The sequence below is a fragment of the Streptomyces sp. NPDC001914 genome (genome assembly GCF_042891215.1).
In the GTDB taxonomy this organism is placed as follows: domain Bacteria; phylum Actinomycetota; class Actinomycetes; order Streptomycetales; family Streptomycetaceae; genus Streptomyces.
Genome location: NZ_JBIASW010000002.1, coordinates 837,140 through 861,999, shown reverse-complemented (window position 1 = coordinate 861,999; position 24,860 = coordinate 837,140). Strand labels below are relative to the sequence as shown.

General features: G+C 71.9%; 26 protein-coding genes. 13 read left to right on the top strand and 13 right to left on the bottom strand.

What is annotated here, in order from left to right; all coding sequences use genetic code 11:
- The first annotated feature begins 459 nt into the window (after window positions 1-459).
- The 5 genes from ACFYYF_RS08860 (at window position 460) to ACFYYF_RS08840 (ending at window position 3,737) form a co-directional block, all read left to right on the top strand.
- The gene (locus ACFYYF_RS08860; RefSeq protein WP_361694555.1) at window positions 460-879 is read left to right on the top strand and encodes an SHOCT domain-containing protein; all 420 of its coding nucleotides are present in this window, start codon (window positions 460-462) and stop codon (window positions 877-879) included.
- Between the two features lie 149 nt (window positions 880-1,028).
- Entirely contained in the window at window positions 1,029-1,409 is a 381-nt protein-coding gene (locus ACFYYF_RS08855; RefSeq protein ID WP_103551613.1) for a helix-turn-helix transcriptional regulator, read from the top strand.
- Between the two features lie 55 nt (window positions 1,410-1,464).
- The gene (locus tag ACFYYF_RS08850; protein ID WP_355764829.1) at window positions 1,465-1,884 is read left to right on the top strand and encodes a VOC family protein; all 420 of its coding nucleotides are present in this window, start codon (window positions 1,465-1,467) and stop codon (window positions 1,882-1,884) included.
- A 198-nt stretch (window positions 1,885-2,082) separates the two neighbouring features.
- Window positions 2,083-2,919, top strand: coding sequence for a hypothetical protein (locus ACFYYF_RS08845; protein ID WP_388772789.1), 837 nt, complete (start codon window positions 2,083-2,085; stop codon window positions 2,917-2,919).
- Window positions 2,916-3,737 (top strand): VOC family protein, encoded by an 822-nt coding sequence (locus tag ACFYYF_RS08840; protein WP_388772787.1) that lies wholly within the window; start codon window positions 2,916-2,918, stop codon window positions 3,735-3,737. Before ACFYYF_RS08845 ends, ACFYYF_RS08840 begins: the two co-directional genes overlap by 4 nt.
- Window positions 3,738-3,987: 250 nt before the next feature.
- Here the strand turns inward: ACFYYF_RS08840 and ACFYYF_RS08835 are convergent, their stop codons facing one another.
- The 7 genes from ACFYYF_RS08835 to ACFYYF_RS08805 form a co-directional block, all read right to left on the bottom strand.
- Window positions 3,988-4,335 (bottom strand): DUF952 domain-containing protein, encoded by a 348-nt coding sequence (locus ACFYYF_RS08835; RefSeq protein ID WP_388772784.1) that lies wholly within the window; start codon window positions 4,333-4,335, stop codon window positions 3,988-3,990.
- Between the two features lie 10 nt (window positions 4,336-4,345).
- Window positions 4,346-5,569 carry an RNA polymerase sigma factor gene (locus tag ACFYYF_RS08830; RefSeq protein ID WP_388772781.1) on the bottom strand — a complete coding sequence of 408 codons (1,224 nt, stop codon included), beginning with the start codon at window positions 5,567-5,569 and terminating at the stop codon, window positions 4,346-4,348.
- 5 nt (window positions 5,570-5,574) lie between these two features.
- A complete protein-coding gene (locus tag ACFYYF_RS08825; protein WP_388772779.1) occupies window positions 5,575-5,988 on the bottom strand; it encodes a YciI family protein in 414 nt (137 codons plus the stop codon).
- A 139-nt stretch (window positions 5,989-6,127) separates the two neighbouring features.
- Window positions 6,128-6,376 (bottom strand): hypothetical protein, encoded by a 249-nt coding sequence (locus ACFYYF_RS08820; protein ID WP_388772776.1) that lies wholly within the window; start codon window positions 6,374-6,376, stop codon window positions 6,128-6,130.
- 95 nt (window positions 6,377-6,471) lie between these two features.
- A complete protein-coding gene (locus ACFYYF_RS08815) occupies window positions 6,472-7,107 on the bottom strand; it encodes a GNAT family N-acetyltransferase (RefSeq protein ID WP_388772773.1) in 636 nt (211 codons plus the stop codon).
- Window positions 7,108-7,380: 273 nt separating this feature from the next.
- The gene (locus tag ACFYYF_RS08810; protein ID WP_388772770.1) at window positions 7,381-8,526 is read right to left on the bottom strand and encodes a family 2 encapsulin nanocompartment cargo protein polyprenyl transferase; all 1,146 of its coding nucleotides are present in this window, start codon (window positions 8,524-8,526) and stop codon (window positions 7,381-7,383) included.
- Window positions 8,517-9,923 (bottom strand): family 2B encapsulin nanocompartment shell protein, encoded by a 1,407-nt coding sequence (locus ACFYYF_RS08805; RefSeq protein WP_388772768.1) that lies wholly within the window; start codon window positions 9,921-9,923, stop codon window positions 8,517-8,519. Before ACFYYF_RS08805 ends, ACFYYF_RS08810 begins: the two co-directional genes overlap by 10 nt.
- Before the next feature lie 255 nt (window positions 9,924-10,178).
- Between ACFYYF_RS08805 and ACFYYF_RS08800 the strand changes: the two genes are divergently transcribed.
- Both ACFYYF_RS08800 and ACFYYF_RS08795 read left to right on the top strand, forming a co-directional pair.
- Window positions 10,179-10,769: an N-acetylmuramoyl-L-alanine amidase gene (locus tag ACFYYF_RS08800; protein WP_361694576.1), complete on the top strand. Its 591-nt coding sequence runs from the start codon at window positions 10,179-10,181 to the stop codon at window positions 10,767-10,769.
- Between the two features lie 246 nt (window positions 10,770-11,015).
- Window positions 11,016-11,963: a 1-aminocyclopropane-1-carboxylate deaminase/D-cysteine desulfhydrase gene (locus ACFYYF_RS08795; protein ID WP_388772998.1), complete on the top strand. Its 948-nt coding sequence runs from the start codon at window positions 11,016-11,018 to the stop codon at window positions 11,961-11,963.
- Here the strand turns inward: ACFYYF_RS08795 and ACFYYF_RS08790 are convergent.
- Window positions 11,945-13,540, bottom strand: a complete 1,596-nt coding sequence (locus tag ACFYYF_RS08790) for a Na+/H+ antiporter (protein ID WP_388772765.1) — start codon at window positions 13,538-13,540, stop codon at window positions 11,945-11,947. The two genes, ACFYYF_RS08795 and ACFYYF_RS08790, sit on opposite strands and share 19 nt — an antisense overlap.
- Window positions 13,541-13,632: 92 nt before the next feature.
- On the opposite strand from ACFYYF_RS08790, the gene ACFYYF_RS08785 reads away from it, so the two are divergent.
- From ACFYYF_RS08785 to ACFYYF_RS08775, 3 genes are all read left to right on the top strand, one after another.
- On the top strand, window positions 13,633-13,893 hold the full coding sequence (locus ACFYYF_RS08785) for a UBP-type zinc finger domain-containing protein (RefSeq protein ID WP_361694580.1): 261 nt from the start codon (window positions 13,633-13,635) through the stop codon (window positions 13,891-13,893).
- Window positions 13,894-14,177: 284 nt separating this feature from the next.
- Complete coding sequence (locus ACFYYF_RS08780) at window positions 14,178-14,591, top strand: anti-sigma regulatory factor (protein WP_054228129.1); 414 nt, start codon at window positions 14,178-14,180, stop codon at window positions 14,589-14,591.
- Complete coding sequence (locus ACFYYF_RS08775) at window positions 14,588-15,772, top strand: RNA polymerase sigma factor SigF (protein ID WP_388772761.1); 1,185 nt, start codon at window positions 14,588-14,590, stop codon at window positions 15,770-15,772. The genes ACFYYF_RS08780 and ACFYYF_RS08775 overlap by 4 nt, the downstream gene beginning before the upstream one ends.
- 6 nt (window positions 15,773-15,778) lie before the next feature.
- Here ACFYYF_RS08775 and ACFYYF_RS08770 read toward each other — a convergent pair whose 3' ends face one another.
- Window positions 15,779-16,231 (bottom strand): hypothetical protein, encoded by a 453-nt coding sequence (locus tag ACFYYF_RS08770; protein WP_361694584.1) that lies wholly within the window; start codon window positions 16,229-16,231, stop codon window positions 15,779-15,781.
- 171 nt (window positions 16,232-16,402) lie between these two features.
- Between ACFYYF_RS08770 and ACFYYF_RS08765 the strand changes: the two genes are divergently transcribed.
- Both ACFYYF_RS08765 and ACFYYF_RS08760 read left to right on the top strand, forming a co-directional pair.
- Window positions 16,403-17,371, top strand: coding sequence for a diacylglycerol kinase family protein (locus ACFYYF_RS08765; protein ID WP_361694586.1), 969 nt, complete (start codon window positions 16,403-16,405; stop codon window positions 17,369-17,371).
- A gap of 318 nt (window positions 17,372-17,689) precedes the next feature.
- Complete coding sequence (locus tag ACFYYF_RS08760; RefSeq protein ID WP_006380970.1) at window positions 17,690-17,947, top strand: WhiB family transcriptional regulator; 258 nt, start codon at window positions 17,690-17,692, stop codon at window positions 17,945-17,947.
- A 253-nt stretch (window positions 17,948-18,200) separates the two neighbouring features.
- Here ACFYYF_RS08760 and ACFYYF_RS08755 read toward each other — a convergent pair whose 3' ends face one another.
- Window positions 18,201-19,667: a PAS domain-containing sensor histidine kinase gene (locus ACFYYF_RS08755; protein WP_361694593.1), complete on the bottom strand. Its 1,467-nt coding sequence runs from the start codon at window positions 19,665-19,667 to the stop codon at window positions 18,201-18,203.
- A gap of 553 nt (window positions 19,668-20,220) precedes the next feature.
- On the opposite strand from ACFYYF_RS08755, the gene nagB reads away from it, so the two are divergent.
- Window positions 20,221-21,006: a glucosamine-6-phosphate deaminase gene (nagB, locus tag ACFYYF_RS08750; RefSeq protein WP_388772758.1), complete on the top strand. Its 786-nt coding sequence runs from the start codon at window positions 20,221-20,223 to the stop codon at window positions 21,004-21,006.
- Between the two features lie 136 nt (window positions 21,007-21,142).
- On the opposite strand, the gene ACFYYF_RS08745 is transcribed toward nagB, so the two are convergent.
- Genes ACFYYF_RS08745 through ACFYYF_RS08735 form a run of 3 tightly spaced genes read right to left on the bottom strand, consistent with a single transcriptional unit; the run spans window position 21,143 to window position 24,729 of the window.
- Entirely contained in the window at window positions 21,143-22,861 is a 1,719-nt protein-coding gene (locus tag ACFYYF_RS08745) for a glycoside hydrolase family 3 protein (RefSeq protein ID WP_388772755.1), read from the bottom strand.
- A 9-nt stretch (window positions 22,862-22,870) separates the two neighbouring features.
- The gene (locus tag ACFYYF_RS08740) at window positions 22,871-23,746 is read right to left on the bottom strand and encodes a carbohydrate ABC transporter permease (protein ID WP_361690109.1); all 876 of its coding nucleotides are present in this window, start codon (window positions 23,744-23,746) and stop codon (window positions 22,871-22,873) included.
- On the bottom strand, window positions 23,743-24,729 hold the full coding sequence (locus ACFYYF_RS08735; protein ID WP_361690112.1) for a sugar ABC transporter permease: 987 nt from the start codon (window positions 24,727-24,729) through the stop codon (window positions 23,743-23,745). Before ACFYYF_RS08735 ends, ACFYYF_RS08740 begins: the two co-directional genes overlap by 4 nt.
- Window positions 24,730-24,860: the final 131 nt, after the last annotated feature.

The window sequence follows — 24,860 nt, the reverse complement described above, 5'->3', positions numbered from 1 at the left end:
GGCAGATCCGGCCCGCGCCGGGTGTGCCGTGCCCGGGGCCCGTCCGCCACGGCCCGAAGGACCCCGAACGGTCCTCCGCGGCGCCGCGGCCCATGGGGCCTGCGCGGCGCACGCCGCCCGCACGGCCGGTGCCGCCCCCGGACGACCCTGACACCGCACCGATCACGCCGAGTACACCGGACGGCGTCGTCACGGCCCGTCCCGTGTGTCCGGGGGGTCCCGCTCGCCCCCCTCCTTCGAGCGTCTGTCCGCGGCGGACACCGCGGCACCGTCACCGTCCGCCGCACCACCGCGCTCTGCGCACCGACCCGCCAGGCCCTGCCGGCCGGCCGCGAACCCACGACGGCCGGGCCTGCGCGGAATCCCCGAGATCGCGACCCGGCGCCCGGCGACAGTTCGATCCGCCCGACACCCAGGCAACGCTCGCGGAGATGTCGCACAACCGACAGGAGTTCGACCATGAACGGCTCGACGGTCAATCTGGCAGCGGACTACCCCCTGCTGCAGGTCTTCTGGACCACGATGTGGTTCTTCCTCTGGATCCTCTGGTTCATGCTGCTGTTCCGCGTCATCGGGGACATCTTCCGCGACGACGAGCTGAACGGCTGGGGCAAGGCCGGCTGGTGCGTCTTCGTCGTCATCCTGCCCTTCCTGGGCATCTTCGTGTACCTGATCGCGCGGGGCCGCGGCATGGGTGAGCGCGAGATGAAGCGCATGCAGAAGAGCCAGGAGGACATGAACGCCTACATCCGTGAGACCGCCGGTTCCACCGGCACCGGAAAGGCCGACGAACTGGCGAAGCTCGCGGATCTCAAGAACCACGGCCACATCACGGCGGAGGAGTTCGAGACGGCCAAGGCCAAGGTCCTCGCCGCCTGACGGCACGGACACCCCCGCGCACGCACGACCACCGCCGTCCCCCGGGCCAGTGATCCCCCGGGGGGCGGCGGTCCGTGTGCCATTCTGGGGACGTGGCGAATCCCCGACCGCTCGAAGACCTGGTCCGGCTGCGGCAGGCACGCGACCGGATGAACCGCGAGTACGCGGAGCCGTGGGACATGGCCACGCTCGCGCGCACCGCGCTGATGTCGCCCGGGCACTTCCAGCGCAGCTTCCGGGAGGCGTTCGGCGAGACGCCGTACACCTACCTGATGACCCGCCGCATAGAGCGCGCGAAGGCGCTGCTGCGGCGCGGCGACATGACGGTGACCGAGGTCTGCTTCGCGGTGGGCTGCACCTCGCTCGGTTCGTTCAGCTCGCGGTTCACGGAGCTGGTGGGCGAGACGCCGAGCGCCTACCGGGCCCGGCCGCACGACCACGGCGCCCCCATTCCCTCCTGCGTGGCCCGCCGGCTCACCCGCCCGGCCCGCCACCCCAACCCGGAGGCGGAACCGGGCACACGCCTGTGAGAGGGTCCCCCGCTTTCCCGACCCGCCGTTCCGGCTCACGGCCTAGGTTGGAGACATGGATCTGAAACTGTCCCAGTGCTTCATCTCCGTCGACGACCACGACAAGGCGCTCGCCTTCTACCGTGACGTGCTGGGCCTGGAGGTCCGGGGTGACGTCGGGTTCGAGGGGATGCGGTGGGTCACCGTCGGCTCGCCGCTCCAGCCGGACGTGGAGATCGTCCTGGAACCGCCGGCGGCGGACCCGGACGCCTCACCCGCGGACAAGCAGGCCATGGCCGCCCTGCTGGCCAAGGGCATGCTGCGCGGAGTGATCTTCTCGACGACCGACTGCGACGAACTCTTCGAGCGGGTCCGCGCCTCGGGCGCCGACGTCGTCCAGGAGCCCGAGGACCAGCCGTACGGCCTGCGGGACTGCGCGTTCCGCGACCCGGCGGGCAACCTCCTGCGCTTCGCGCAGAAGCGCACGGCCGGCTGACCCCGGCGACCGGCCGACCCGGGCGACCGGCGGCAGGGCGGCGCCCGGCCGGGGGCGGCTCGGGGCCGGCTCGGGGGCGGGAGCACCCGGGAGGGGGCGGCTCGGGGGCGGGGTAGCCCGGGAGGGACACTACGTCCGTGGTCCGCGGGCACGATCCGCCCGCGGAGCGAATTCTCCGAGCCCTTCGAGGAGCCACCCGTGCCGTCCGAGCGCCCCCGCGTCCTGTTCGTCAGCGACCTGGCCTATCCGGCCAAGGGGCGGCGGTACTGCGACGAGGACATCGCCCTGACCTCGCGGCTGCGCGAGGAGTTCGACATCGCCGTCTGCCACCCGCTGGACGCGGCCGCGCTGATGACCGGCTTCGACGCGGTGGTCGTACGCAACAGCGGGCCGGTCCTGCACTACCAGGCCGCGTACGACGCCTTCCGCGAACGGGCGCTCGCGGAGGGCGTCCGCGTCTACAACCAGCTCTCCGGCAAGGGGGACATGGCCGGCAAGGGCTATCTGCTGGAGCTGACCGCGGCCGGGTTCCCGGTCATCCCGACCGTCGACCGCGCCGAGGACCTGCACCTGCTGCCCGAGGCCGAGATGTACGTGGTGAAGCCGAAGCAGGGGGCGGACTCCATCGGTCTGGAGTTCGTGCCGCGCGAGCGGCTCGCCGCGCTGCCGTTCGGCCCTCTCCTCGTCCAGCCGCGCGTCGAGTTCCGCTACGAGGTCTCGTTCTACTTCGTCGACGACACCCTCCAGTACGCCCTGTACGCGCCCGACCCGGAGCGGCGCTGGGCACTGGAACCCTATGAACCCACCGACGAGGACCGTCGGTTCGCCCAGCGGTTCATCGAGTGGAACGACATCGCGTACGGCATCCAGCGCGTCGACGCCTGCCGGGCCCCCGGCGGCGAGCTGCTGCTCGTCGAGCTGGAGGACCTCAACCCGTATCTCTCCCTGGACGTCCTCTCCCCCGAGGTCCGGGACTCCTTCGTCGCGCGGATGAAGACGTCGCTGCGCACGCTGATCGCCGAGGAGGCGCTGTGAACCGCACGGACGGCGGAGCGGGTGATGCCCCGGTGACCGCGAGGCCGGCCATCCGGTGGACCCACGTCTTCGTCGACCGGCCGGCGGCGGACCTCGGACGGGCCCTCGGCTTCTGGACGGCGGTCACCGGCACGAAGCCGTCCGAACGCCGGGGCGAGCGCGGCGAGTTCGTGACGCTGCTACCCGCCGAGGGCGACGCGTACGTGAAGGCGCAGGGCATCCGGGAGGGGTCCGGGGGCGCGCACGTCTGCCTGTCCGCGGAGGACGTGCCGGCCCTGGTGGAGTGGGCGCTGCGGCTCGGTGCCGGGGTCGTCGCGGAGCACGACGGCTGGTCCGTACTCCGGTCCCCCGGAGGGCAGTTGTTCTGCGCGGTGCCGTGGAACGGCGAGTCGGAGCGGCCGCCGGTGACCGAGGGACCGGACGGGACGACGAGCCGGCTGGACCAGGTGAGCATCGACCTGGCGCCGGGCGTGTACGAGGCCGAGACGGTCTTCTGGGGCGAGCTCACGGGGTGGGAGTCCTTCCCCGGAGCGTTCCCGGAGTTCCATGTGATCAGGCCGCCCGCCGGGCTGCCGCTGCGCATCCTGCTGCAGCGCCTCGGCACCGACCGCCCCACCTCGGCCCATCTGGACCTCGCCTGCTCGGACGTCGACGCGGTCCGCGCCCGGCACGAAGCCCTCGGGGCGACGGCGGTCGGCCGGGGCGCGCGATGGACGGTGATGCGGGACCCCGCCGGCGGCACGTACTGCCTGACCGGCCGCGATCCCGCGACGGGCAGCCTGCCCCAGGGCCCCGTCGTGTCGACTCATCTGCCCTAGGGACCGGTCGCGTAGACGCAGACGACGGGCCGGCCGCCACTCGCGCTCGGACAAGGGGGTGTAGGGGGCTCGGAGGAGGGCGACGCTGCCGGGTCCCCGGGGCCGCCCTGCTCGACGGAGTACCAACCGGTGGGCGGTGGCGGCTCCGCCGAGGCCTGGAGCCGGAGCGTGAGGACGCCCCCTCCGATCACGGCGACCGCCCACACCACCAGGATCAGGCGCCACATCCGGCGTCGTCCCCCCGGCACGCTCACGCCGAGGCCGCCCCGCCCCGGCCCCAGACCTCCACGTCCACGACGGCGTCCACGTCGAGCGGCCCGTAGACGTGGGGGAACTCCTCCCCGCCGGGCTCCATCGCCTCGAAGCGGACCGGCGCCGTGAGCCGTTCGGCGTCGATGACGAGGACCACGAGCTCGTCGGGCCCGGTGTAGGAGCCGTACACCATCGCGGCTACGGCGGGGAGTTGGTTCCGCAGCGAGCAGTGGATGAAGCCCTCCTCCTTCAGCGTCCGGCCGCGGGTGGAGATCTCGAAGGTGCCCGACGCACGGGCCGCGTCCCACAGGGAACGCTCGGTCAGATGCAGCAGAGGTTCGGACATGCGGACCACGCTACGGCCGCAGCCGTGCCGCGCGCACTTCCAAATAGCGGCGCTCGGGCAGGCTGAGGGTCTTGGCCGCGGCGGAGGCGTAGGCGTTCCGCGCGGCCTCCGGGTCGCCCGCCCGTTCCAGCAGATGGCCCCGGACGGCATCCAGCCTGTGCCCGGCCGACTCGCCCTCCAGCCGGTCGAGTTCGGCGAGGGCGGCGCGCGGTCCGTGCACCATGGCCACGGCGACCGCGCGGTTGAGGCGTTCGACGGGGCCGGGGACCCGGCGGACGAGGAGGTCGTACAGGCCGAGGATCTCGGTCCAGTCCGTCTCCGGCGGCGAGGGCGCCTCGTCGTGGACCGCGGCGATCGCGGCCCGGAGCGCGTAGGGGCCGGCCGGACCCAGCGCCAGGGCCTCGGTCACCAGCGCCACACCCTCCTCGATCGCCGCCTTGTCCCAGCGGGCGCGGTCCTGTTCGTCGAGGGGGACGAGTTCTCCGTGCGGGCCGGTCCGCGCGGCACGCCGGGCGTCGGTGAGCAGCATCAGCGCGAGCAGTCCGGTCACCTCGCCGTCCTCGGGCAGCAGAAGCCGGACCGTTCGGGTCAACCGGATGGCCTCACGGGCGAGTTCGGCACGCTGGAGCGCCGTGCCGGAGATCGCCGTGTAGCCCTCGTTGAAGATCAGGTAGAGGGTGTGCAGGACGGCGGGGAGCCGTTCCTCCCAGTGGTCGGGACGGGCGAGTCCGACGCCGCGGATCCGCTGCTTGGCCCGGCTGATCCGCTGCGCCATGGTCGCCTCGGGCACCAGGTAGGCCCGCGCGATCTCCGCCGTGGTCAGGCCGCCGACCGCGCGCAGGGTGAGGGCGATCTGCGCGGCCGGAGACAGGGCGGGGTGGCAGCACAGGAAGAGGAGGGAGAGGGTGTCGTCCTGCGACGGGGCGCGGTCCGCGCCCGGCGGCGGCGCCGTGAAGGCGTCCCGCGGTGTCAGCGCCGCGGCCTTCTCCTCCCGCAACCGCCGTGCCTCCTCCGCGCGCAGGGTGTCGACGAGCCGCCGCGAGGCGACCTTGATGAGCCATCCGCGCGGGTTGTCCGGCACTCCCTTCCCGGGCCACTGCCGGGCGGCCGCGAGCAGCGCCTCCTGCGTGGCGTCCTCGGCGGCGTCGAAGTGCCCGTAGCGGCGGACGAGCGCGCCGAGGACCTGCGGCGCGTGGCGGCGCAGCAGGTCCTCGACCTCGGTCGTGCCCCTCATCCCGCTCAGATGTCCCCGGCCCCGTCCTGGATGGGGCGGATGACGACGGGGCGGCCGGTCTGGCCCTTCGGACCGGGGCATCCGGTGACCCGCTCGGCGATCTCGGTGACCCGCTCCAGGCTCGCGCAGTCGACCACCCAGTAGCCGGCCATCAGCTCCTTGGTCTCGCTGTACGGGCCGTCGGTGATCACGGCCTTGCCGTCCGGGCCCAGGGACACCTGACGGGCCAGCGCCGGGTCGGTCAGGCCCTGGGCGTCGACGAGTTCGCCGGATTCGGAGAGGTCGTCGCCGATCGCGCCCATGTAGGCGTACATGGCCTGCAGTTCCCGTTCGCTCCAGGCCGGGGACCCTTCGGACGCCTTGCCCCGCATGGCCTCGTAGTCGGCGTGTGTGCCCTGCACCATCACCAGGTACTTCATGAGTCCGCTCCTTCGGCTTCCTCGGCTCGGACCGCCCGTGGTGGGCGGCTCTCACAGGGGACGTCGGAGCCGGCCCGCGTTTCTCTACACGTTCTCCGCGCGGCTTTCCACGACGTCGTACCGCGGTGGCCGGTGCGCGTCAGGACTGCTCCGCCGCGGCTTCCTCCGGCACATCGTGCCCGTTCTCCTGGTCCTGGGCGTGTCCGTGCCCCTGGGCCTGGTCCTGGGCGTGTCCGTGGCCGGGCTCGTCCGCGTAGGCGGCGCAGTCAGGGTTGCGGCAGGGTCCGGGGCCCCATTTGGGCACCCAGGCGCCCAGGGTTTTGTACCGGTGCACGATCGTGGCGACCGGTTGCCCGCATTCTGGACATACATGCTCATCCGTGCCCATGCCTTCAGGGTAGGACGGCCTCCCCACCGCTTCCTGTCGTACGCCCCGCACCGGGTTCCGGTCGTACGCCCCGCACCGGGCGCGTCCGGCCGCCGCTAAGCCTGCGCCGCTCCCGCCGGACGGGGTTCGCGCCACATCGGCCACATCCGCGGGCCGTCCGGCAGGTCGAGGGGGCGGCCCGCGAGGGCGAACCCGAGCCGTTCGTACAGGGCGCGGCTGCGGGCGTTGCTCGCCTCCAGGTAGGCGGCCACCCCCTCACGGTCGCATCGGTCGAGGACCGCCTCGATCAGCGCGCCGCCGAGGCCTTCGCCCTGGCGCTGCGGCATGACCCCGATCATCCACAGGTATTCGTGAGCCCGCCCCTCGGGGTGGACGGCGGCCGTCAGCCGGCCGATCAGCTCGACGCGTTCGTTGTCCGGGTCGACGGCCTCGCGGAGCTGCGCGGGACCGTCCTCGCCGGCCTCCTCGCCCTCACCGTCGCCTTCGTGGTTCCCGGTGGCGGGGACGGACAGCCACAGCGCGCACGCCGAACCGTCCTCGGCCAGATCGACACGCCCCTCGGCGAGCACGACATCGGTGAACGCCGCCATCAGACGGGGGTGCTTCGCGCGGCGCCGCGCCGGGTCGGGGAAGACCCAGTTGCTCACCGGATCGTCCTGGAAGGCCTCGTCCAGCAGCCGGACGACCAGCTCCCGGTCCGCCTCGCCCGCCACCCGGATCGCCACACCCATGACCAGCCCCACCCTTCGCCCCAACCAGCCTCGACCGTACGGCGGTTGAGCCTAATACGCCTGCGCGCCGGTCCACCGCCCCCGGGGTACGCGAGCGCCCCCGGCCGGCGGGGTCCGACGTCGGAGCGGGCGCGGGGCGCGGGCCTGCGGTGCGGGGCCCGCACGCCGTGGGGCCGTGCGGGGCCCGCCCCTCCGGAGCCGGGCACCGCGCGGATGTCAGGTTCCGTGCGGTGCCCGGGGGTTCCGGGGCCCTCGACCGGAGCGCGGGACCGGTCAGCTGCTGCGCCGCGTGACGAACTCGGCGAGTGCGAGGAGGCCGCCCGCCGCCTCCGGGTCGGGGACCGCGCGGGACAGTTCGTGCATCGCCCGGGACATCCGGTCGGCCGCCTGGACCTGGGCCCAGTCACGCCCGCCCGCCCGCTCGACGGCCAGCGCCGTGCGCTCCAGCTCTCCTTCCCGGTAGGGCGCCGCGTACAGCTCGGCGAGTTCGGCGGCCGCCGGGGTGCCCGAGGTGAGCGCGGCGACCACGGGCAGCGACTTCTTGCGGACGGCGAGGTCCGCTCCCGCCGGTTTGCCGGTGCGGCCCGGGTCTCCCCAGATCCCGATCACGTCGTCGATGAGCTGGAAGGCGAGCCCCGCCTCCCGGCCGAAGGCGTCGAGCGCCTCGACGTCCTCGGCGTCCGCCCCCGCGTACAGCCCGCCGATGGCGCAGGCGCTGCCGAGCAGGGCGCCCGTCTTCGCCTCGGCCATGGCGAGGCACTCGTCGAGGGTGACCTCCTGCGGGCCGAGCTTCTCCATGGCCGTGTCCGTGTGCTGTCCGGCGCACAGCTCGACGACGCAGCCCGCGAGCCGGGCGGCGGCCGCCGAGGACGCGGGGTGCGGATCCTCGGCCAGCATCCGCAGGGCCAGGGCCTGCAGGGCGTCCCCGGCGAGGATCGCGTCGGCGTCGCCGAACACGGTCCACGCGGTGGGGCGGTGTCTGCGGGTGGTGTCCCGGTCCATCACGTCGTCGTGCAGCAGGGTGAAGTTGTGGATCAGCTCCACCGCGGCGGCCGCCCGTACGGCCGCCGTGTGCTGTCCGCCGAGGGCCTGGACCGCGCTCAGCACGAGCGCGGGCCGGATGGCCTTGCCGGCGTTCCCCGCCCCGGGCGTGCCGTCCGCCTGCTCCCACCCGAAGTGGTAGAGCGCGATCCGGCGCATCGAGCCCGGCAGCGAGTCGAGCGCCCGGCGCAGTTCGGGGTCGACGCAGGCCCGCGCCCGTTCCAGGACGACCGCGGCCTCCGAGGCGTCGAGCGGGCCGTGCGCGCCCGGTCTCTCCGCGGGCCTCGCGCCGGGAACCCGTCGGTCCGCGGGTCCCGGCGGACGGCGTCCGCCGGGAATCCCGGCCGGTCCCTGCCGCGTCCGGGTCGTCACCGCCATCGGCCGATCTCGACGTTCTCCAGGATGCCGAGCGCGTCCGGCACGAGGACGGCGGCCGAGTAGTACGCCGTCACCAGGTAGGAGATGATCGCCTGTTCGTTGATGCCCATGAAGCGCACCGACAGGCTCGGTTCGATCTCGTCCGGGATGCCCGCCTGCTGGAGCCCGACCACTCCCTGTTCGGCCTCGCCGGTTCGCATGGCGATGATCGAGGTCGTACGGGCGTCACTGACCGGGATCTTGTTGCACGGGAAGATCGGCACCCCGCGCCAGGTCGGGATGCGGTTGCCGGCCACCTCGATGCTCTCGGGGACGAGCCCGCGCTTGTTCAGTTCGCGGCCGAACGCGGAGATCGCGCGCGGATGGGCGAGGAACAGCTTGGTGCCGCGCCGGCGGCTGAGCAGTTCGTCCATGTCGTCCGGGCTCGGCACTCCGTCGTGGGGCTGGAGCCGCTGGTCGTACTCGCAGTTGTTGAGCAGGCCGAACTCGCGGTTGTTGATGAGCTCGTGCTCCTGGCGCTCCTTCAACGCCTCCACGGTGAGCCGCAACTGCTGCTCGGTCTGGTTCATCGGCTGGTTGTAGAGGTCGGCCACACGGGTGTGCAGCCGCAGGACGGTCTGGGCGATGCTCAGTTCGTACTCGCGCGGGGACGCCTCGTAGTCCACGAAGGTGCCCGGGATGTCCTGCTCGCCGGTGTGGCCGGCCGCGAGGTCGATCTCCTTCTCGCCGTACTTGTTGGTGCGCTGCGAGGGAATCGCGCGCAGTTCCGTGAGGTGTTCGCGCAGGGACTCGGAGCGTTCCGCCACCATTTCGAGGTCCTGGCGGGGCAGCACGAGCACGGTCACCGCCGTCACCGCGCGGGCCGTGTACTCCCAGATGGCCTCCGGGTCGATGAGCGCCTGTTCGCCGAAGTACGCGCCGTCGGCGAGGACACCGAGCACCGCGTCGCCTCCGTAGGGGCCGGTGCCGATCTTCTCGACCTTGCCGTGCGCCAGGAGGAACACCTCCTCGGCCCGGCTGCCGAACGAGGCCAGCACCTCCCCCGGGGCGAACTCCCGCTGCTGGCACCGCTGGGCGAGCTCACCCAGTACCTCGGGGTCCTCGTACGACCGCAGTACGGACAGTTCTCCGAGCTCCGCGGGGATGACCTGGACGCGGTCCCCGGTCTTGACGAACGTCACTCGGCCGTCGCCCACCGAGTAGCTGAGCCGCCGGTTCACGCGGTACGTGCCACCTTGGACGTTCACCCACGGAAGCATGCGCAGCAGCCACCGCGAGCTGATCTCCTGCATCTGTGGCGCGGACTTGGTGGTGGTGGCCAGGTTCCGCGCGGCTGATGTGCCGAGACTCTGCTGCGGACGGTTCTGCTCCGCGCGGACCTCTTCGCCTACCGACATGAAAATTGCCCTCCCGGTCGTGCACTGATCTTCGCGGCCAAGCCTTTCATCACGGAGTGTGCTGATGCCATTACACGAATGAGGGGGAATGGATCACTCCGGAGCTGGGCAGAGGCGGCCGCTCCGCGCCGCGGCTGACCGGATCGGCTCGCACGCTGTACGAACGGCTGGTTCCGGCCACCCGGCCGGTTATAGAAGCTGCGGTACCAGACGGCCGCGGCAGGGCGGCCGGCGTACAGCGCGAAGGAGTCGGCCATGGCATCGCCCATGTCCGCGGGCAGGTTCCTGGACCGGATCAGGGACGAAGGCGTCCATGTCGTCGAGGTCGGCGACTGGGAGCACCACAACCGCAATCACAAGGGCCCGTGGGGGCCGGTGCACGGGGTGATGATCCACCACACGGTGACCTCGGGCAGCTCGCTCACGGTCGGGCTGTGCCGCGAGGGCCGCGAGGATCTGCCCGGACCGCTGTGCCACGGGGTCATCACCAAGGACGGCGTCGTCCACCTGGTCGGCTACGGCCGCGCCAACCACGCGGGGCTCGGCGACGACGACGTGCTGCGCGCGGTGATCGCCGAGAAGGCGCTGCCGCACGACAACGAGGCGAACACCGACGGCAACCGCCACTTCTACGGCTTCGAGTGCGAGAACCTCGGCGACGGCAGGGACCCGTGGCCCGAGGCGCAGCTCGACGCCATCGCCAAGGTCTGCGCCGCGATCTGCCGGTTCCACGACTGGACGGAACGCTCGGTCATCGGCCACCTGGAGTGGCAGCCGGGAAAGGTGGACCCGCGCGGCTTCACGATGAACTCCCTGCGGGCGCGCGTCCGCGAACTCCTGAAGTGAACTAAGCCGCCGGGCACCGGGACCGACGCCGGGCCCGGCGGACGACCACCCTCCCGGACCCCGTGTCCGACCGTCACCCCCGGACGGAGCGTCGGCCCCGCCCCGCGCCGAGCACCCGGCCGTCCGCACACCCGGCCGTCCGCCGGGCCCCCGGGTGCACCGGGTCGCGCCCGGACCCCCGTCCGGCCCGTCCCCCTGCCCCCGCGTCCGGCGCTCCCCGGACAGGTGTCCGACAATGAACGGGTGATCGGTCACGACGCCCCGCCCGGCCCCGGTGGCACCCCGCCGCGGCTTCCGTCGCCCGTCGTGGAGGCCGTGGACCCCCGCTTCGCGGGGCGGGGGGTCCGGCTGGTGCTGAAGCGGGACGATCTGATCCACCCGGAGCTGATCGGCAACAAGTGGCGCAAGCTGACGCCGAACCTCGACGCGGCGGGCGGCCGCACGCTGGTCACCTTCGGCGGGGCCTACTCGAACCATCTGCGCGCCACCGCCGCCGCGGGCCGGCTCCTCGGACTGCCCACGCTGGGCGTGGTCCGGGGCCAGGAGCTGGCCGACCGCCCCCTCAACCCCTCCCTGGCCCGCTGCGCCGCCGACGGCATGCGCCTCCACTTCGTCGACAGATCGACGTACCGGCACAAGACGGACCCCGGGACGCTGGCCGGGATCCTGCGCGCGACGGGCACCGAGGACGCGTACGTGGTGCCCGAGGGCGGCAGCAACGCCCTCGCCGTACGCGGCTGCCGGGCACTCGGCGAGGAACTGCGGGACACGGACGGCGTCGACGTGGCCGCCCTCGCCTGCGGCACCGGCGGCACCCTCGCGGGGATGGCCGCCGGTCTCGCCCCGGGCCAGCGGGCGCTGGGCGTCCCCGTCCTGCGGGGCGGCTTCCTCGACGCCGACACGGCGGCGCTCCAGGAGGACGCGTTCGGCGGCCGGCGCGGGACCTGGTCCCTCGACCACCGCTTCCACTTCGGCGGCTACGCCCGCACCACACCCGAACTCGACGCCTTCGCGGAGGACTTCGAGCAGCGGCACGGACTGCCCGTCGAACGTCTCTATGTCGCCAAGATGCTCTACGGACTTGTCGCCCTCGCCGCGGAAGGGGCGTTCCCGCGCGGCACGACGGTGGCCGCGGTGATCACCGGGGCGCCGTTCCCCGCACCCGAGGCCGCGCCTCAGGCCGCTTCCCGGTAGGCCGCCGCCTCCTCCAGGTCCAGCCGGCGCAGCAGCGTGCGCAGCATCTCGTCGTCGATGTAGCGCAGGTCGCGCAGCTTGACGAAGACGTCACGCTCGGCGCCGATCATCTCGCGGGAGAGACGGCGGTAGGTGTCGTCCGCGGTCTCGCCGGTGACGGGGTTGACCGCGCCGAGCCGCTCCCAGACGGCGTTGCGGCGCCGCTCCATGACCGAGCGCAGGCGCTCGGTCAGCGGCGGCGGCAGGGCGTTGCGCTCGTCGGCGAGGAGTTCGTCGAGGCGCGCCTCGGCCGCGCGGGACGCCTGTGCCTGGGCGTTGGCCTCGGCGAGCGTCTCGGCCTGCGTGTCGCGTCCCGGCAGCTTCAGCAGCCGGATGAGCGGGGGCAGGGTCAGGCCCTGCACGACCAGGGTGCCGATGACGGTGGTGAAGGTCAGGAAGAGGATCAGGTTGCGCTCGGGGAAGAGGTCGCCGCCGTCGACGGTGAGCGGGATCGAGAAGGCGATGGCGAGCGAGACGACGCCGCGCATCCCGGCCCAGCCGATGATGAACGGCCCCTTCCAGGTGGGGTTGGCCTCGCGTTCGCGGATGCGCGCCGACAGCAGGCGGGGCAGGAAGGTGGCCGGGTACACCCACATGAACCGGGTCGCGACGACGACGAGGAAGAGGGCGAGGGCGTACCAGGCGGCGGTCGTCCCCTCGTAGGATCCGAGGCCCTTGAGGACGACGGGGAGCTGGAGTCCGATCAGCGCGAACACCGCGGACTCCAGGACGAAGGCGACCATCTTCCACACCGCCTCCTCCTGGAGCCGGGTCGCGAAGTCCACCTCCCAGGAGCGGTGTCCGAGGTAGAGCGCGACGACGACCACCGCGAGCACTCCGGAGGCATGGAACTGCTCGGCGATGCCGTAGGCGACGAAGGGGATCAGCAGGGACAGGGTGTTCTGCAGGAGCGCCTCGTTCATGTGGGTGCGCAGCCAGTGGATGGGGATCATCAGCACGAGCCCGACGGCGACTCCGCCGACCGCCGCGAGCAGGAACTCGCCGATGCCGCCCGCCCAGGTCGCGCCCTCGCCGACCGCCGCGGCGAGCGCCACCTTGTAGGCGGTGATCGCGGTCGCGTCGTTCACCAGGGACTCGCCCTGCAGGATCGTGGTGAGCCGCGAGGGCAGGCCCACCCGGCGCGCCACGGCCGTCGCGGCGACCGCGTCCGGCGGCGCGACCACGGCGCCGAGGACGAGCGCCGCGGGCAGCGGCAGACCCGGCACGAGCAGATAGGCGGCCCAGCCGACCACGAGGGTCGCGAAGAGGACGTAGCCGACCGACAGCAGCGCGACGGGCCTCAGCTGGGCCCTGAGGTCGAGATAGGAGCTGTCGGTGGCCGCCGTGTAGAGCAGCGGCGGCAGCACCAGCGGGAGCACGACGTCGGGGTCGAGCTCGTACGCGGGCACCCCGGGGACGTACGAGACCGCCAGGGCCACGGCGACGATCAGCAGGGGTGCCGGGACGGGGGTGCGACGGGCCGCCCCGGCGACCGCCGCGCTCCCCGCGACCAGCAACAGCAGTGGCAACACGTCCATCGTCTTCCGCCCACCCTCGTTCTTCCGTGCGGTCCCCCGCACGCCCGGCAATTGCGCGCGGTGTCCCGCACGCCCGACGTAACCTGGCAATCATGAAACAGTGCACGCACGCCGACGCGCTGCCGCAGCCCGAACCCGACCCCGGGAGCGAGACCTGCCTGGAGTGCGTGGCCGCCGGTACGCACCCGGTGCAGCTTCGGCTGTGTCTGGAGTGCGGGCATCTCGCCTGTTGCGACTCCTCACCACTGCGGCACGCCTCGGAGCACCACAACGCCACCGGCCATCCGATCATGCGCACGTTCGAGCAGGGGGAGGACTGGCGTTGGTGTTTCGTGGACCACGTCCTCGTCTGAGCCGTGGATCACGTACGCGCGTGACTCCCGATCGGGACGGTTCGAGCGTCTGACGTCTGGGTACGTCAACCCGGCGCGCGCTCTTCCTATTTGGGGCCGTAGACCTCTAGCCACTGTCCGTACTCATGGGCTTACTATGAGTGACAGCAAGGGGCGGGGTCCCCAGGACAGGAAAGTCGGGAGCGCGGTAGCGTCACCGCAGAACGACGTAGCGCGTTACCCCGGGGGGCGACCCTCGGCCCCCGAAAGAGCTCGAATGAGCTTGTACCACCATGGAGGTGAGGGTGTCCCAGATCGCAGGCGAGCCCGCGACGAAGGACTTCGTGGAAGTCCGGCTGCCGGCCGCGGGTGCCTACCTGTCGGTACTGCGTACGGCCACGGCCGGGCTGGCGGCCCGTTTGGACTTCACCCTCGACGAGATCGAGGATCTGCGCATCGCGGTGGACGAGGCCTGCGCGATCCTGCTGCAGCAGGCCGTCCCCGGTTCGGTGCTCAGCTGTGTCTTCCGGCTGATCGACGATTCGCTGGAGGTCACGGTCTCGGCGCCGACCACCGACGGTCACGCTCCGTCACGTGACACGTTCGCGTGGACCGTCCTGTCGGCTCTCGCGGGCAAGGTCGACTCCACCGTCGCCGAGGACAAGACCGTTTCGATCAGCCTCTACAAACAACGCGGCGCGGGACCCGGGCCGGCGTGAGGAACGGGGACGGGCCGGTGCGGGACGAAGAGCGCGGCACACGGGAGCCTCCCGCGGAGCGCGCCGACGGTCCGGGTGGGCCGCGGCACACGGCGGACGGCGTCGACGGCATCCCCGAACAGGCCCGGCCGCATCCGGAGATCGGCGTCTCCTCGGCGGCAGCGGCGCAGCCGGGAGCCTTCCCCGTCCGGGGAGGTCCCCCCGGTTCGAGCGCGGCCGAGGACACGGGGGAAGAGCCTCGAGCTCGGGAAATGGTGACGGGCGGGACTATGAGCGAGCACGAGCGAGACGCGGAGCAGAACGTGCAGGGCGCGCAGCACGAGCGGGAGCCCGGGCAGGGCGCGCAGGACGAGCAGGGTGTGAAGGACGCGCAGGGTGTGCAGGACGCCCTGCGGATCCAGCACACGCCGGGCGAGCGGCACGACCCGCAGGACCGCAGCGGGGCGCGGGCGATGTTCGTCGAGCTGCGCAAGCTGCAGGACGGCAGCGCCGAGTACGCGGAGCTGCGCAATCAGCTCGTCCGCATGCACCTGCCGCTCGTCGAGCACCTGGCCCGCCGCTTCCGCAACCGCGGTGAGCCGCTGGACGACCTGACCCAGGTCGCGACGATCGGGCTGATCAAGTCGGTCGACCGGTTCGACCCGGAGCGCGGTGTCGAGTTCTCGACGTACGCGACCCCGACGGTGGTCGGCGAGATCAAGCGGCACTTCCGCGACAAGGGCTGGGCGGTGCGCGTCCCGCGCCGTCTCCAGGAGCTGCGCCTGGCGCTGACGACGGCGACCGCGGAGCTCTCCCAGCTCCACGGCCGCTCGCCGACGGTCCACGAGCTGGCCGAGAAGCTGGCCATCTCGGAGGAGGAGGTCCTGGAGGGCCTGGAGTCCGCCAACGCGTACTCCACGCTGTCCCTGGACGTCCCCGACACCGACGACGAGTCCCCGGCGGTCGCGGACACCCTGGGCGCCGAGGACGAGGCGCTGGAGGGCGTCGAGTACCGCGAGTCGCTGAAGCCCCTCCTCGAGGACCTGCCGCCGCGGGAGAAGCGGATCCTGCTCCTTCGCTTCTTCGGCAACATGACCCAGTCGCAGATCGCGCAGGAGGTCGGCATCTCGCAGATGCACGTCTCGCGGCTGCTGGCCCGCACGCTGGCCCAGCTCCGGGAGAAGCTCCTCGTCGAGGAGTGAGCCGCGCTACTTCTCTTCGCGTACGTCGCCGCCGGGCCCTCGGATGCCGAGGGCCCGCGTCGTTTCCGGGTTGGCCAGCAGCACCAGGGCCGTCAGCGCGACGACCGCGAGGGCGATGCCGGCGGGGATCGCGACGCTGTCGGCCCGCAGGAGGGTGTAGGCGACGGGCAGCGCCATGATCTGGGTGACCAGGGCCGGGCCCCTGCTCCAGGAGCGGCGCAGCAGCAGTCCGCGGGCGGCGAGCAGCGGCAGCAGCGCGAGCGCGACCAGCGTGACGCCGCCGGTGACGGCCTGGGTCCGGTTGTCGGGGTTGCCGGTGAGGCCGAGGACGAGGACGCAGATGCCGCCCGCGACGAGGGCGGCCCCCTCCAGCGCGGCCAGCGCCGCGGCGGCGGTCAGCCGTCCGGGACGGGCGTCGGAGTGGGGGGCGTCAGGGGTGGGGTTCTGCTCACGGCTCACCCCCGAAGAGTAGCCGCCGCATCCGGAGGCCCGGATGCCCCCCGGGCCGGGAACCGCAGGGCGGCGGGAGTCTCGCCGGGCCGAATCCGCACCCCGCCGCCACCTGCGGACTCTTACTTGATCCCTACCTCGGTCTGGGACGAGTACCACTCAGTAGGTACGCTGCATCGCATGCGTGCACTTCTCGTGGTCAATCCGGCGGCAACCACCACCAGTGCGCGCACGCGCGACGTCCTGATCCACGCGTTGGCCAGTGAGATGAAGCTGGACGTCGTCATGACCGAGTACCGCGGGCACGCCCGGGACCTCGGCCGGCAGGCCGCCGACAGCGAGGACATAGACCTGGTCGTGGCCCTCGGCGGGGACGGCACGGTCAACGAGGTCGTGAACGGTCTGCTGCACCGGGGCCCCGACCCCGACCGCCTGCCCGGGCTCGCCGTGGTCCCCGGCGGCTCCACCAACGTCTTCGCCCGCGCCCTCGGCCTGCCGAACGATCCCGTGGAGGCGACCGGCGCCCTGCTGGACGCGCTGCGCGAGGAGCGCGAGCGCACGGTCGGCCTCGGTCTGGCGGCGGGCACCCCCGGCACCGAGGACGAGTCCGTCCCCTCCCGCTGGTTCACCTTCTGCGCCGGCCTCGGCTTCGACGCGGGTGTCGTGGGGCGGGTCGAACAGCAGCGCGAGCTCGGCCGGCGGTCCACGCATGCGCTGTATCTGCGCCAGGTGCTGCGGCAGTTTCTGGACGATCCGCACCGCCGGCACGGAGTGATCACCCTGGAGCGCCCCGGCGCCGACCCGGTCACCGATCTGGTCCTGTCGATCGTCTGCAACACCTCGCCGTGGACGTTTCTCGGCAATCGTCCGGTGTACGCGACACCTAAGGCCTCGTTCGATACCGGACTCGACGTACTCGCGCTCAGCCGCATGTCGACGCCCGCCGTCGCCCGGTATGCCACCCAGTTGCTCACTTCGTCCCCCGAGCGTGGACCCCACGGCAAGCACGCCGTCACCCTGCATGACATGGCGGACTTCACCTTGCATTCGAAGGTCCCGCTCCCCCTTCAGATGGACGGCGACCATCTGGGACTGCGTACAAGCGTGACGTTCACAGGCGTACGCCGTGCACTGCGTGTGATTGTGTGAGTGGAAGGGCCCAAACTCCTTTCACTCGAACGTTTAGACCACGGTCCACCCCATGGAAGTACGGCTGTGACTCAGCCGACACCGAGGAATCAAAAAAAACTTTCCGGAAGGGGTTGTATCCGCCGCTGAGGTTTGCGAGTCTCTACGTGGCGCTCGGGACGGCCCACAACATCGGCCCCACAGAGCACCGGAACCCCTCCTCAATTCTTAGGACCACACCAGTCCGTCTGGTTGTCGGCCCTTCACTTGTTGAGGGATTCGTGAAAGCGTTCACATTCACAAGCAACGTGCATGTAATACCAAGGAGAGGTAGCAGCCATGGACTGGCGTCACAACGCCGTTTGCCGCGAGGAAGACCCCGAGCTCTTCTTCCCCATCGGCAACACCGGTCCTGCGCTGCTGCAGATCGAGGAAGCCAAGGCCGTCTGCCGCCGCTGCCCCGTCATGGAGCAGTGCCTGCAGTGGGCGCTCGAGTCCGGCCAGGACTCCGGCGTCTGGGGTGGCCTCAGCGAGGACGAGCGCCGCGCAATGAAGCGCCGTGCCGCCCGCAACCGAGCTCGTCAGGCCACCGCCTGACGTTCCACCCCGCACGAGCCTGAGCTTGGCGGCGCGTACAGCGAGTACGCAACTCCCGCCCCCGAGCCGCAGCGCGCAGTACCCCGATGCGCTTGATGCAACGAGCTTTCAGCCCCGGACCACCTGGTGGTCCGGGGCTCATTGCTGTTCGCGCCCGGAACCGGTCACTGTGAGTGACGCACACCCGGGAACACCGACCCGCCCCGCGTACGGGCCATGCGTGCGGCCCGTACGCGGGGCGGGTGCCGCCGGGTCACTTGGGCACGACGACCGGGATGTCCAGGAGCACCTGGGTGCCGCGCTCCGGGGCGGGCACCATGTCGAAGCTGCCGCCCAACTCGCCCTCCACCAGCGTCCGTACGATCTGGAGGCCGAGGTTGCCCGAGCGGTGCGGGTCGAAGCCCTCCGGCAGTCCGACCCCGTCGTCCTGCACGGTGACCAGCAGCCGGGCCTCCCTCGAGGTGCCGCCGCGCACCGCGGAGACCTCGACGGTGCCCCGGTCGCCCTCGCGGAAGCCGTGCTCCAGCGCGTTCTGCAGGACCTCGGTGAGCACCATGGAGAGCGGGGTCGCGACCTCGGCGTCCAGGATGCCGAAGCGTCCGGTGCGCCGGCCGGTGACCTTGCCGGGCGAGATCTCGGCGACCATGGCGAGCACCCGGTCGGCGATCTCGTCGAACTCCACCCGCTCGTCCAGGTTCTGGGAGAGCGTCTCGTGCACGATCGCGATCGAGCCGACCCGGCGCACGGCCTCCTCCAGGGCCTCCCGGCCCCGGTCCGAGTCGATGCGCCGCGCCTGCAGCCGCAGCAGGGCCGCCACCGTCTGAAGGTTGTTCTTCACCCGGTGGTGGATCTCCCGGATGGTGGCGTCCTTGGTGATCAATTCGCGCTCGCGGCGGCGCAGTTCGGTGACATCGCGGAGCAGGACCAGGGAACCGACGCGGGTGCCCTTGGGCTTGAGCGGGATCGCCCGGAGCTGGATCACCCCGTCGGCGCTCTCGATCTCGAACTCGCGGGGCGCCCAGCCGCTGGCGACCTTCGACAGCGCCTCGTCCACCGGGCCCCGGGACGGGGCCAGTTCGGCGGTCGTGGTGCCGAGGTTGTGCCCCACCAGGTCGGAGGCGAGACCGATGCGGTGGTACGCCGAGAGCGCGTTCGGCGAGGCGTACTGGACGATGCCGTCCGCGTCCAGACGGATCAGCCCGTCGCCGACCCGGGGCGAGGCGTCCATGTCGACCTGCTGGTCGGGGAACGGGAAGGTGCCCGCCGCGATCATCTGGGCGAGGTCGGAGGCGCTCTGCAGATAGGTCAGTTCGAGGCGGCTCGGGGTGCGCACGGTGAGCAGGTTGGTGTTGCGCGCGATGACACCGAGGACGCGGCCGTCACGTCGTACGGGGATGGACTCGACCCGGACGGGCACCTCCTCGCGCCATTCGGGATCGCCCTCGCGCACGATCCGGCCCTCGTCGAGCGCCGCGTCCAGCAGGGGGCGGCGGCCGCGCGGGACCAGATGGCCGACCATGTCGTCCTGGTACGAGGTGGGCCCCGTGTTGGGGCGCATCTGGGCGACCGAGACGTAGCGGGTGCCGTCGCGTGTGGGGACCCACAGGACGAGGTCGGCGAAGGAGAGGTCGGAGAGCAGCTGCCACTCCGAGACCAGCAGATGCAGCCACTCGAGATCGGAGTCGTCGAGGGCTGTGTGCTGGCGTACGAGGTCGTTCATGGAGGGCACGTGTGCGAGCGTACCCGGAGGATCCGACAGGTCCCGAAATCGGCCGCGCGTCCGGGGCTCCAGGGGGGCCGCACGGCCCCCGGAGACACCCGCGGGCCGCGGCGCCTGGGAGGGACCCTCAACCCTCCCGGCACCGCAGCCCGGAGCAACAACGGCCGTGGGGTGTGCGGTCCCGGTCGGCCGAAGAGAGGAGCCGGTGCAGTCAGGGCAGAGAGCGCCGGTTCCTCGGTCCGTCTTCCTGTGCGGGGAAGACGGAGGCTTGTTCAGTTTCTCAGAGCATTGTGGACTAGACCATGGTTCCGCGTCCATGCGTCGGCGGTCGTGTCCGAGCCGCGTCCACACCCCCTGGATCTACGGTTGTTGTTCACCGTCCGCTCATCCAACACCAGGAACTCCCCTCAGGCTATCCCGCTTCGGTCCTCGGTACGGGCCGATCGCCGGGGCGACGGGAGGGTGACGCTCTGATAGATTGGTCTATACCACATGTGTCCCCCTTCGGATTCGACGCGTTCCTGAGTCCCCTCTCCAGATCGGCAGGCCCAGCGTGGAAGTTGTCATCGTCCCGGACGCCAAGGCGGGCGGCGAGCTGATCGCCACGGCCATGGCGGAACTGCTCAGGCGCAAGCCCGACGCGCTGCTCGGCGTGGCCACCGGCTCGACGCCGCTGCCCATCTACGCGGCGCTCGCGGCCGAGGTGGGTTCCGGTGCCGTGGACGCCTCGCGCGCGCGCATCGCCCAGCTCGACGAGTACGTGGGGCTGCCGGCCGAGCACCCCGAGTCCTACCGCTCCGTGCTGCGCCGCGAGGTCCTGGAGCCGCTGGGCATCGGCATGGACGCCTTCATGGGCCCCGACGGCACGGCGCAGGACGTCCAGGCCGCGTGCGAGGCGTACGACAGGGCGCTGGCGGCCGCCGGCGGGGTCGACCTCCAGTTGCTGGGCATCGGCACGGACGGGCACATCGGGTTCAACGAACCGTGCTCCTCGCTCGCCTCGCGGACCCGCATCAAGACGCTGACCGAGCAGACCCGGGTCGACAACGCCCGGTTCTTCGACGGCGACATCGAACAGGTGCCGCACCACGTCATCACCCAGGGCATCGGCACGATCCTGGAGGCACGGCACCTGGTGCTGCTCGCGACCGGCGAGGGCAAGGCGGACGCGGTGGCGGCGACGGTCGAGGGGCCGGTCGCGGCCGTCTGCCCGGCCTCCGCGCTGCAGTTGCACCCGCACGCCACGGTGGTCGTCGACGACGCCGCCGCCTCCAAGCTGAAGCTCGGGGACTACTTCCGTCAGACGTTCGCCGCCAAGCCGGAGTGGCAGGGGATCTGACAGGCGGGGCCCGGCGCGAGCGCCGGGCCCGCGGACACGCACCGGTGCCGGGCACTCCCCCCGTGGGAGTGCCCGGCACCGGTGCGTGGTGGCCCGTGGGCCGGTCCGCCGGGCGGATCCGACGCCGCGGACCGCCCTAGGCGCCCGCGATGACCTCCGCGGCGGCCTGGCCGCACACCCGCGCGGCGCCGTGGGTGGCGATGTGCAGGGCTCCGCGGGGCGCCGACTGGGGGACGCCCATCTCGACCACGACGGTGTCGGGGCGGGACGCGAGCAGCGTGTCGAGGGCGGCCGCCATCCAGGGGTGACGGTGTTCGTCGCGGACCACCGCGACGAGGGGCCGCCCGGCGGCGGCCGCGAGCGCCGCGGAGCCCGCGTCCTCGCCGGTGAATCCGGCGGTCTCGGTGCCGGGAAGCAGCCGTGCCAGCTCCGCCGCCACGCCCCAGGGGGTCTCGTCGCCGACGGCGATGTTCGCGACCGGGGTGAGCGCGGCGACGAAGGGGGCCTCGGTGAGCGGGGTGTACGACGCGGAGCGGGTCACGGTCAGCGCGCGCCGGGCGGCGACCAGGCCCACCTCGGCGACCGGGCCGGCCGGAACGCCGTCGGTGCCCTCGGAACCGTCCGCGCCGTCGGAGCCGCCCGCGCTGCCCGTACCGGCCTCACTGCCCGTACCGTTCGCACCGCCGGTGACACCCGTACCGCCTGTACCGTTCACGCCGGCCGCACCGCTCGCACCACCCGTACCGCCCGAGATGTTCGAGCCGTTCGAGCCGTTCAAGCCATTCGTGGACGAGAGGACCGCCGGGCCCGGGACGGCCGGGGAGGCCGTGCGTGCCGCGGCTGCCGAGGCCGTCCACTCGGCCAGCGCCCGTACCCGGTTCGCCGCGTCCGCGAGGCGTTCCTCGGGAAGCTCGCCGTCCCGGACGGCGGAGACGAGGGCGTCGCGCAGCCGGCGCACGGTGTCGTCGTCCGCCAGTCCCCCGCCGACGCAGATGGCGTCGGCGCCGGCCGCGATCGCGAGCACGCTGCCCCGCTCGATGCCGTAGGTCGCCGCGATGGCCTGCATCTCCATGCCGTCGGTGACGATGAGCCCGTCGTAGCCGAGCTCCTCGCGCAGCAGGCCCGTGAGGATGCGGCGGGAGAGGGTGGCCGGGCGGTCCGGGTCCAGGGCCGGGACGAGGATGTGCGCGCTCATCACGGCCCGGCTGCCCGCGGCGATGGCGGCCCGGAACGGGACGAGTTCGCGGGAGTGGAGGACGGAGAGGTCCGCGTCGATGCGCGGCAGGGCGTGGTGGGAGTCCACCGCGGTGTCCCCGTGGCCCGGGAAGTGCTTGGTGCAGGCGGCGACGCCGGCTTCCTGGAGGCCGGTGACGTAGGCGGCCGTGTGCCGGGCCACCAGTCCGGTGTCGGCACCGAAGGACCGTACGCCGATCACCGGGTTGGCGGGGTTGGAGTTCACGTCGGCGGACGGCGCCCAGTTGAGGTTCACCCCGCACGCGGCCAGCCGGCGGCCGAGCTCGCGGGCGACCTCCTCGGTGAGCGCCACGTCGTCGACGGCGCCCAGCGCGTGGTTGCCGGGGAAGGACGACCCGGTGCGCACCTCCAGACGGGTGACGTCACCGCCCTCCTCGTCGATGGCGACCAGGACGTCGTCACGTTCGGCACGCAACTGGGCGGTCAGTGCCGCCAGTTGATCGGGCGAGGCGATGTTGCGGCCGAACAGGCCGACGGAGGCGAGGCCCTCACCGAGGCGGCGCAGCAGCCAGTCCGGAGCCGTGGTCCCGGTGAAACCGGGCTGGAGCACGGTCAGGGCGTCGCGCGTCAGGGTGTCTGTACCGCTGGCGAATGTCGTCATCGGGTGGCGTTATCCCTTCACGGCGCCCGCGGTCAGACCCGCGGCCATCTTGCGCTGGACGAGGAGGAACAGGACGACGATCGGCACGGCCATCATGGTGGCTCCGGCCATCATCGGGGCGTACTCGGTGCCGTGCTTGGTGGTGAAGTTGCCCAGCCAGACGGTGGCCGTCTGGTTCTGCTGGCTCAGCAGCATCAGGGCGTAGAGGTATTCGTTCCACGCCTGGATGAAGGCGTAGACGGACGTCGCGACCATGCCGGGGGCCAGCAGCGGGAAGACCACGCGGATGAAGGCGCCCGTGCGGCTGCATCCGTCGACCATCGCCGCCTCCTCCAGCTCCTTCGGGATGTTGACGATGAAGCCGCGCAGCGTCCACACCGTGAAGGGGAGGATGAAGGTCAGGTACGTGATGATCAGACCGGAGAGCTTGTCGTACTGGTCCAGGTCGTTCAGCAGCAGGAAGACCGGGATGATCATGGCGACGAGCGGGATCATCTGCACCGCGAGGATGCCCACGATCACGACCTTGCGGCCGCGAAAGGCGAAGCGGGAGATGGCCAGCGCGGCCAGCATCCCGACCACGATGCCGATCACGACCACCGCGAGGGAGACGATCAGGCTGCGGCCCACCGGGCCCCAGAAGTCGGCGATGTCGAGCGCGCGGCGGAAGTTGTCGAGCGTGAACCCGGTCGGGAACAGGCTGGGGTCGGGGTCGATCGCGTCCTTGGCCGGCTTGATCGCCGTGTTGAGCATCCAGTAGACGGGGAAGCCCGCCGTGAGGAAGACGAGCAGGCCGATCAGGTTCCAGCCGAGCTTGGACTTGCGGGGCCCGGAGGACTTCCGCCCCGTGGCGGACCTACGCCCGGACGTGGCGACGGCACTCATTCGACCTCTCCGATCTGGAGCATCTGACGCATGTAGACGGCGACCACGCCGAGGAGCAGCAGCACGGTGAGCACGGCGATCGCCGACCCCTGGGCGTAGTCGTTGACGACGAAGGCACGGTCGTACGAGTACGTGGTGAGGAGCTGGAACTCCGCCTCCGGGTGGCCGCCGCGCATGACGAAGACCTGCGGGAAGACGCCCATGTCCCAGATGACGGAGAGGGTCGTCAGCATCACGATGACCGGCTTGAGGATCGGGAGCGTGACATGGCGGAAGACGCCCCAGGAACCCGCGCCGTCGAGCCGTGCGGCCTCCTCCAGCTCGGCGGGGACCTGGGTGAGTCCCGCGCTGAGCGTGATGACCACGAAGGGCACCGCGCCCCAGACGACCAGGAGCATGATCACGCTCAGGCCCTGCCATCCGCTGGCGAACCAGTTGTGGCCGACCATGTCGACGCCGGGCAGCTTGCTGAGCAGTGCGTTGAAGACGCCGTAGTCGGAGTCGAAGAGCCACTTGAAGACCGTGGTGGCCACGATGATGGGCATGCCCCAGCTCGCCACCAGCGCGATGTTGATCAGGGTCTTCACCCAGCCGGAGACGCGCTGCAGGAGCAGCGCGATCAGCATGCCGATGACCATCGTGAAGACGACGGCCCCGCCGGCGAAGAGGACGGTCCGGACGACCACCTGCCAGAACTCGTCGTCCGAGAGCACCTTCGTGAAGTTGTCGAGGCCGACCGACTCGGCCGGCTGGAAGCCCCAGAGCTGGGACTGCCCGAACTTCTGGAAGGAGAGCGTGACCAGGCGCACCAGCGGATAGCCGAGGACGAGCGCGAGGATCAGCAGGCACGGGGCGAGCAGGGCCCAGGGGGCGGCCGCCGCACCCGCGGTCCGCCGGGGGCGTGGCGCCTTCGCGACGGCCGGTGGTGGTGCCTGCCGCGGTGGCGGCACCTTGGCAGGGGTGGTCGTGTCTGCGGCACTCATCGCGCGCTCCTCAGCGGTCCCTCAGGTCGTACGAAAGCGAAGGCCCGTACGGCCGGGCGTGCGGGGCGCGCCCCGGGCCGGGCCGTACGGGAGGCAGGGCCCCGCCCCTCCGTGAAGGAGGACCGACGGGG

Bases quoted from the DNA above. Each gene is read 5' to 3' on its own strand.
- ACFYYF_RS08830 (WP_388772781.1), bottom strand. From the start codon at position 5,569: ATGAGGGGCACGACCGAGGTCGAGGACCTGCTGCGCCGCCACGCGCCG.
- ACFYYF_RS08755 (WP_361694593.1), bottom strand. From the start codon at position 19,667: ATGAACGACCTCGTACGCCAGCACACAGCCCTCGACGACTCCGATCTC.
- ACFYYF_RS08785 (WP_361694580.1), top strand. From the start codon at position 13,633: ATGAAACAGTGCACGCACGCCGACGCGCTGCCGCAGCCCGAACCCGAC.
- ACFYYF_RS08790 (WP_388772765.1), bottom strand. From the start codon at position 13,540: ATGGACGTGTTGCCACTGCTGTTGCTGGTCGCGGGGAGCGCGGCGGTC.
- ACFYYF_RS08810 (WP_388772770.1), bottom strand. From the start codon at position 8,526: ATGGCGGTGACGACCCGGACGCGGCAGGGACCGGCCGGGATTCCCGGC.
- ACFYYF_RS08805 (WP_388772768.1), bottom strand. From the start codon at position 9,923: ATGTCGGTAGGCGAAGAGGTCCGCGCGGAGCAGAACCGTCCGCAGCAG.
- ACFYYF_RS08760 (WP_006380970.1), top strand. From the start codon at position 17,690: ATGGACTGGCGTCACAACGCCGTTTGCCGCGAGGAAGACCCCGAGCTC.
- ACFYYF_RS08740 (WP_361690109.1), bottom strand. From the start codon at position 23,746: ATGAGTGCCGTCGCCACGTCCGGGCGTAGGTCCGCCACGGGGCGGAAG.
- ACFYYF_RS08820 (WP_388772776.1), bottom strand. From the start codon at position 6,376: ATGGGCACGGATGAGCATGTATGTCCAGAATGCGGGCAACCGGTCGCC.
- ACFYYF_RS08800 (WP_361694576.1), top strand. From the start codon at position 10,179: ATGGCATCGCCCATGTCCGCGGGCAGGTTCCTGGACCGGATCAGGGAC.
- ACFYYF_RS08850 (WP_355764829.1), top strand. From the start codon at position 1,465: ATGGATCTGAAACTGTCCCAGTGCTTCATCTCCGTCGACGACCACGAC.
- ACFYYF_RS08855 (WP_103551613.1), top strand. From the start codon at position 1,029: ATGAACCGCGAGTACGCGGAGCCGTGGGACATGGCCACGCTCGCGCGC.
- ACFYYF_RS08860 (WP_361694555.1), top strand. From the start codon at position 460: ATGAACGGCTCGACGGTCAATCTGGCAGCGGACTACCCCCTGCTGCAG.
- ACFYYF_RS08815 (WP_388772773.1), bottom strand. From the start codon at position 7,107: ATGGGTGTGGCGATCCGGGTGGCGGGCGAGGCGGACCGGGAGCTGGTC.
- ACFYYF_RS08835 (WP_388772784.1), bottom strand. From the start codon at position 4,335: ATGTCCGAACCTCTGCTGCATCTGACCGAGCGTTCCCTGTGGGACGCG.
- ACFYYF_RS08765 (WP_361694586.1), top strand. From the start codon at position 16,403: ATGCGTGCACTTCTCGTGGTCAATCCGGCGGCAACCACCACCAGTGCG.
- ACFYYF_RS08735 (WP_361690112.1), bottom strand. From the start codon at position 24,729: ATGAGTGCCGCAGACACGACCACCCCTGCCAAGGTGCCGCCACCGCGG.
- ACFYYF_RS08825 (WP_388772779.1), bottom strand. From the start codon at position 5,988: ATGAAGTACCTGGTGATGGTGCAGGGCACACACGCCGACTACGAGGCC.
- ACFYYF_RS08745 (WP_388772755.1), bottom strand. From the start codon at position 22,861: ATGACGACATTCGCCAGCGGTACAGACACCCTGACGCGCGACGCCCTG.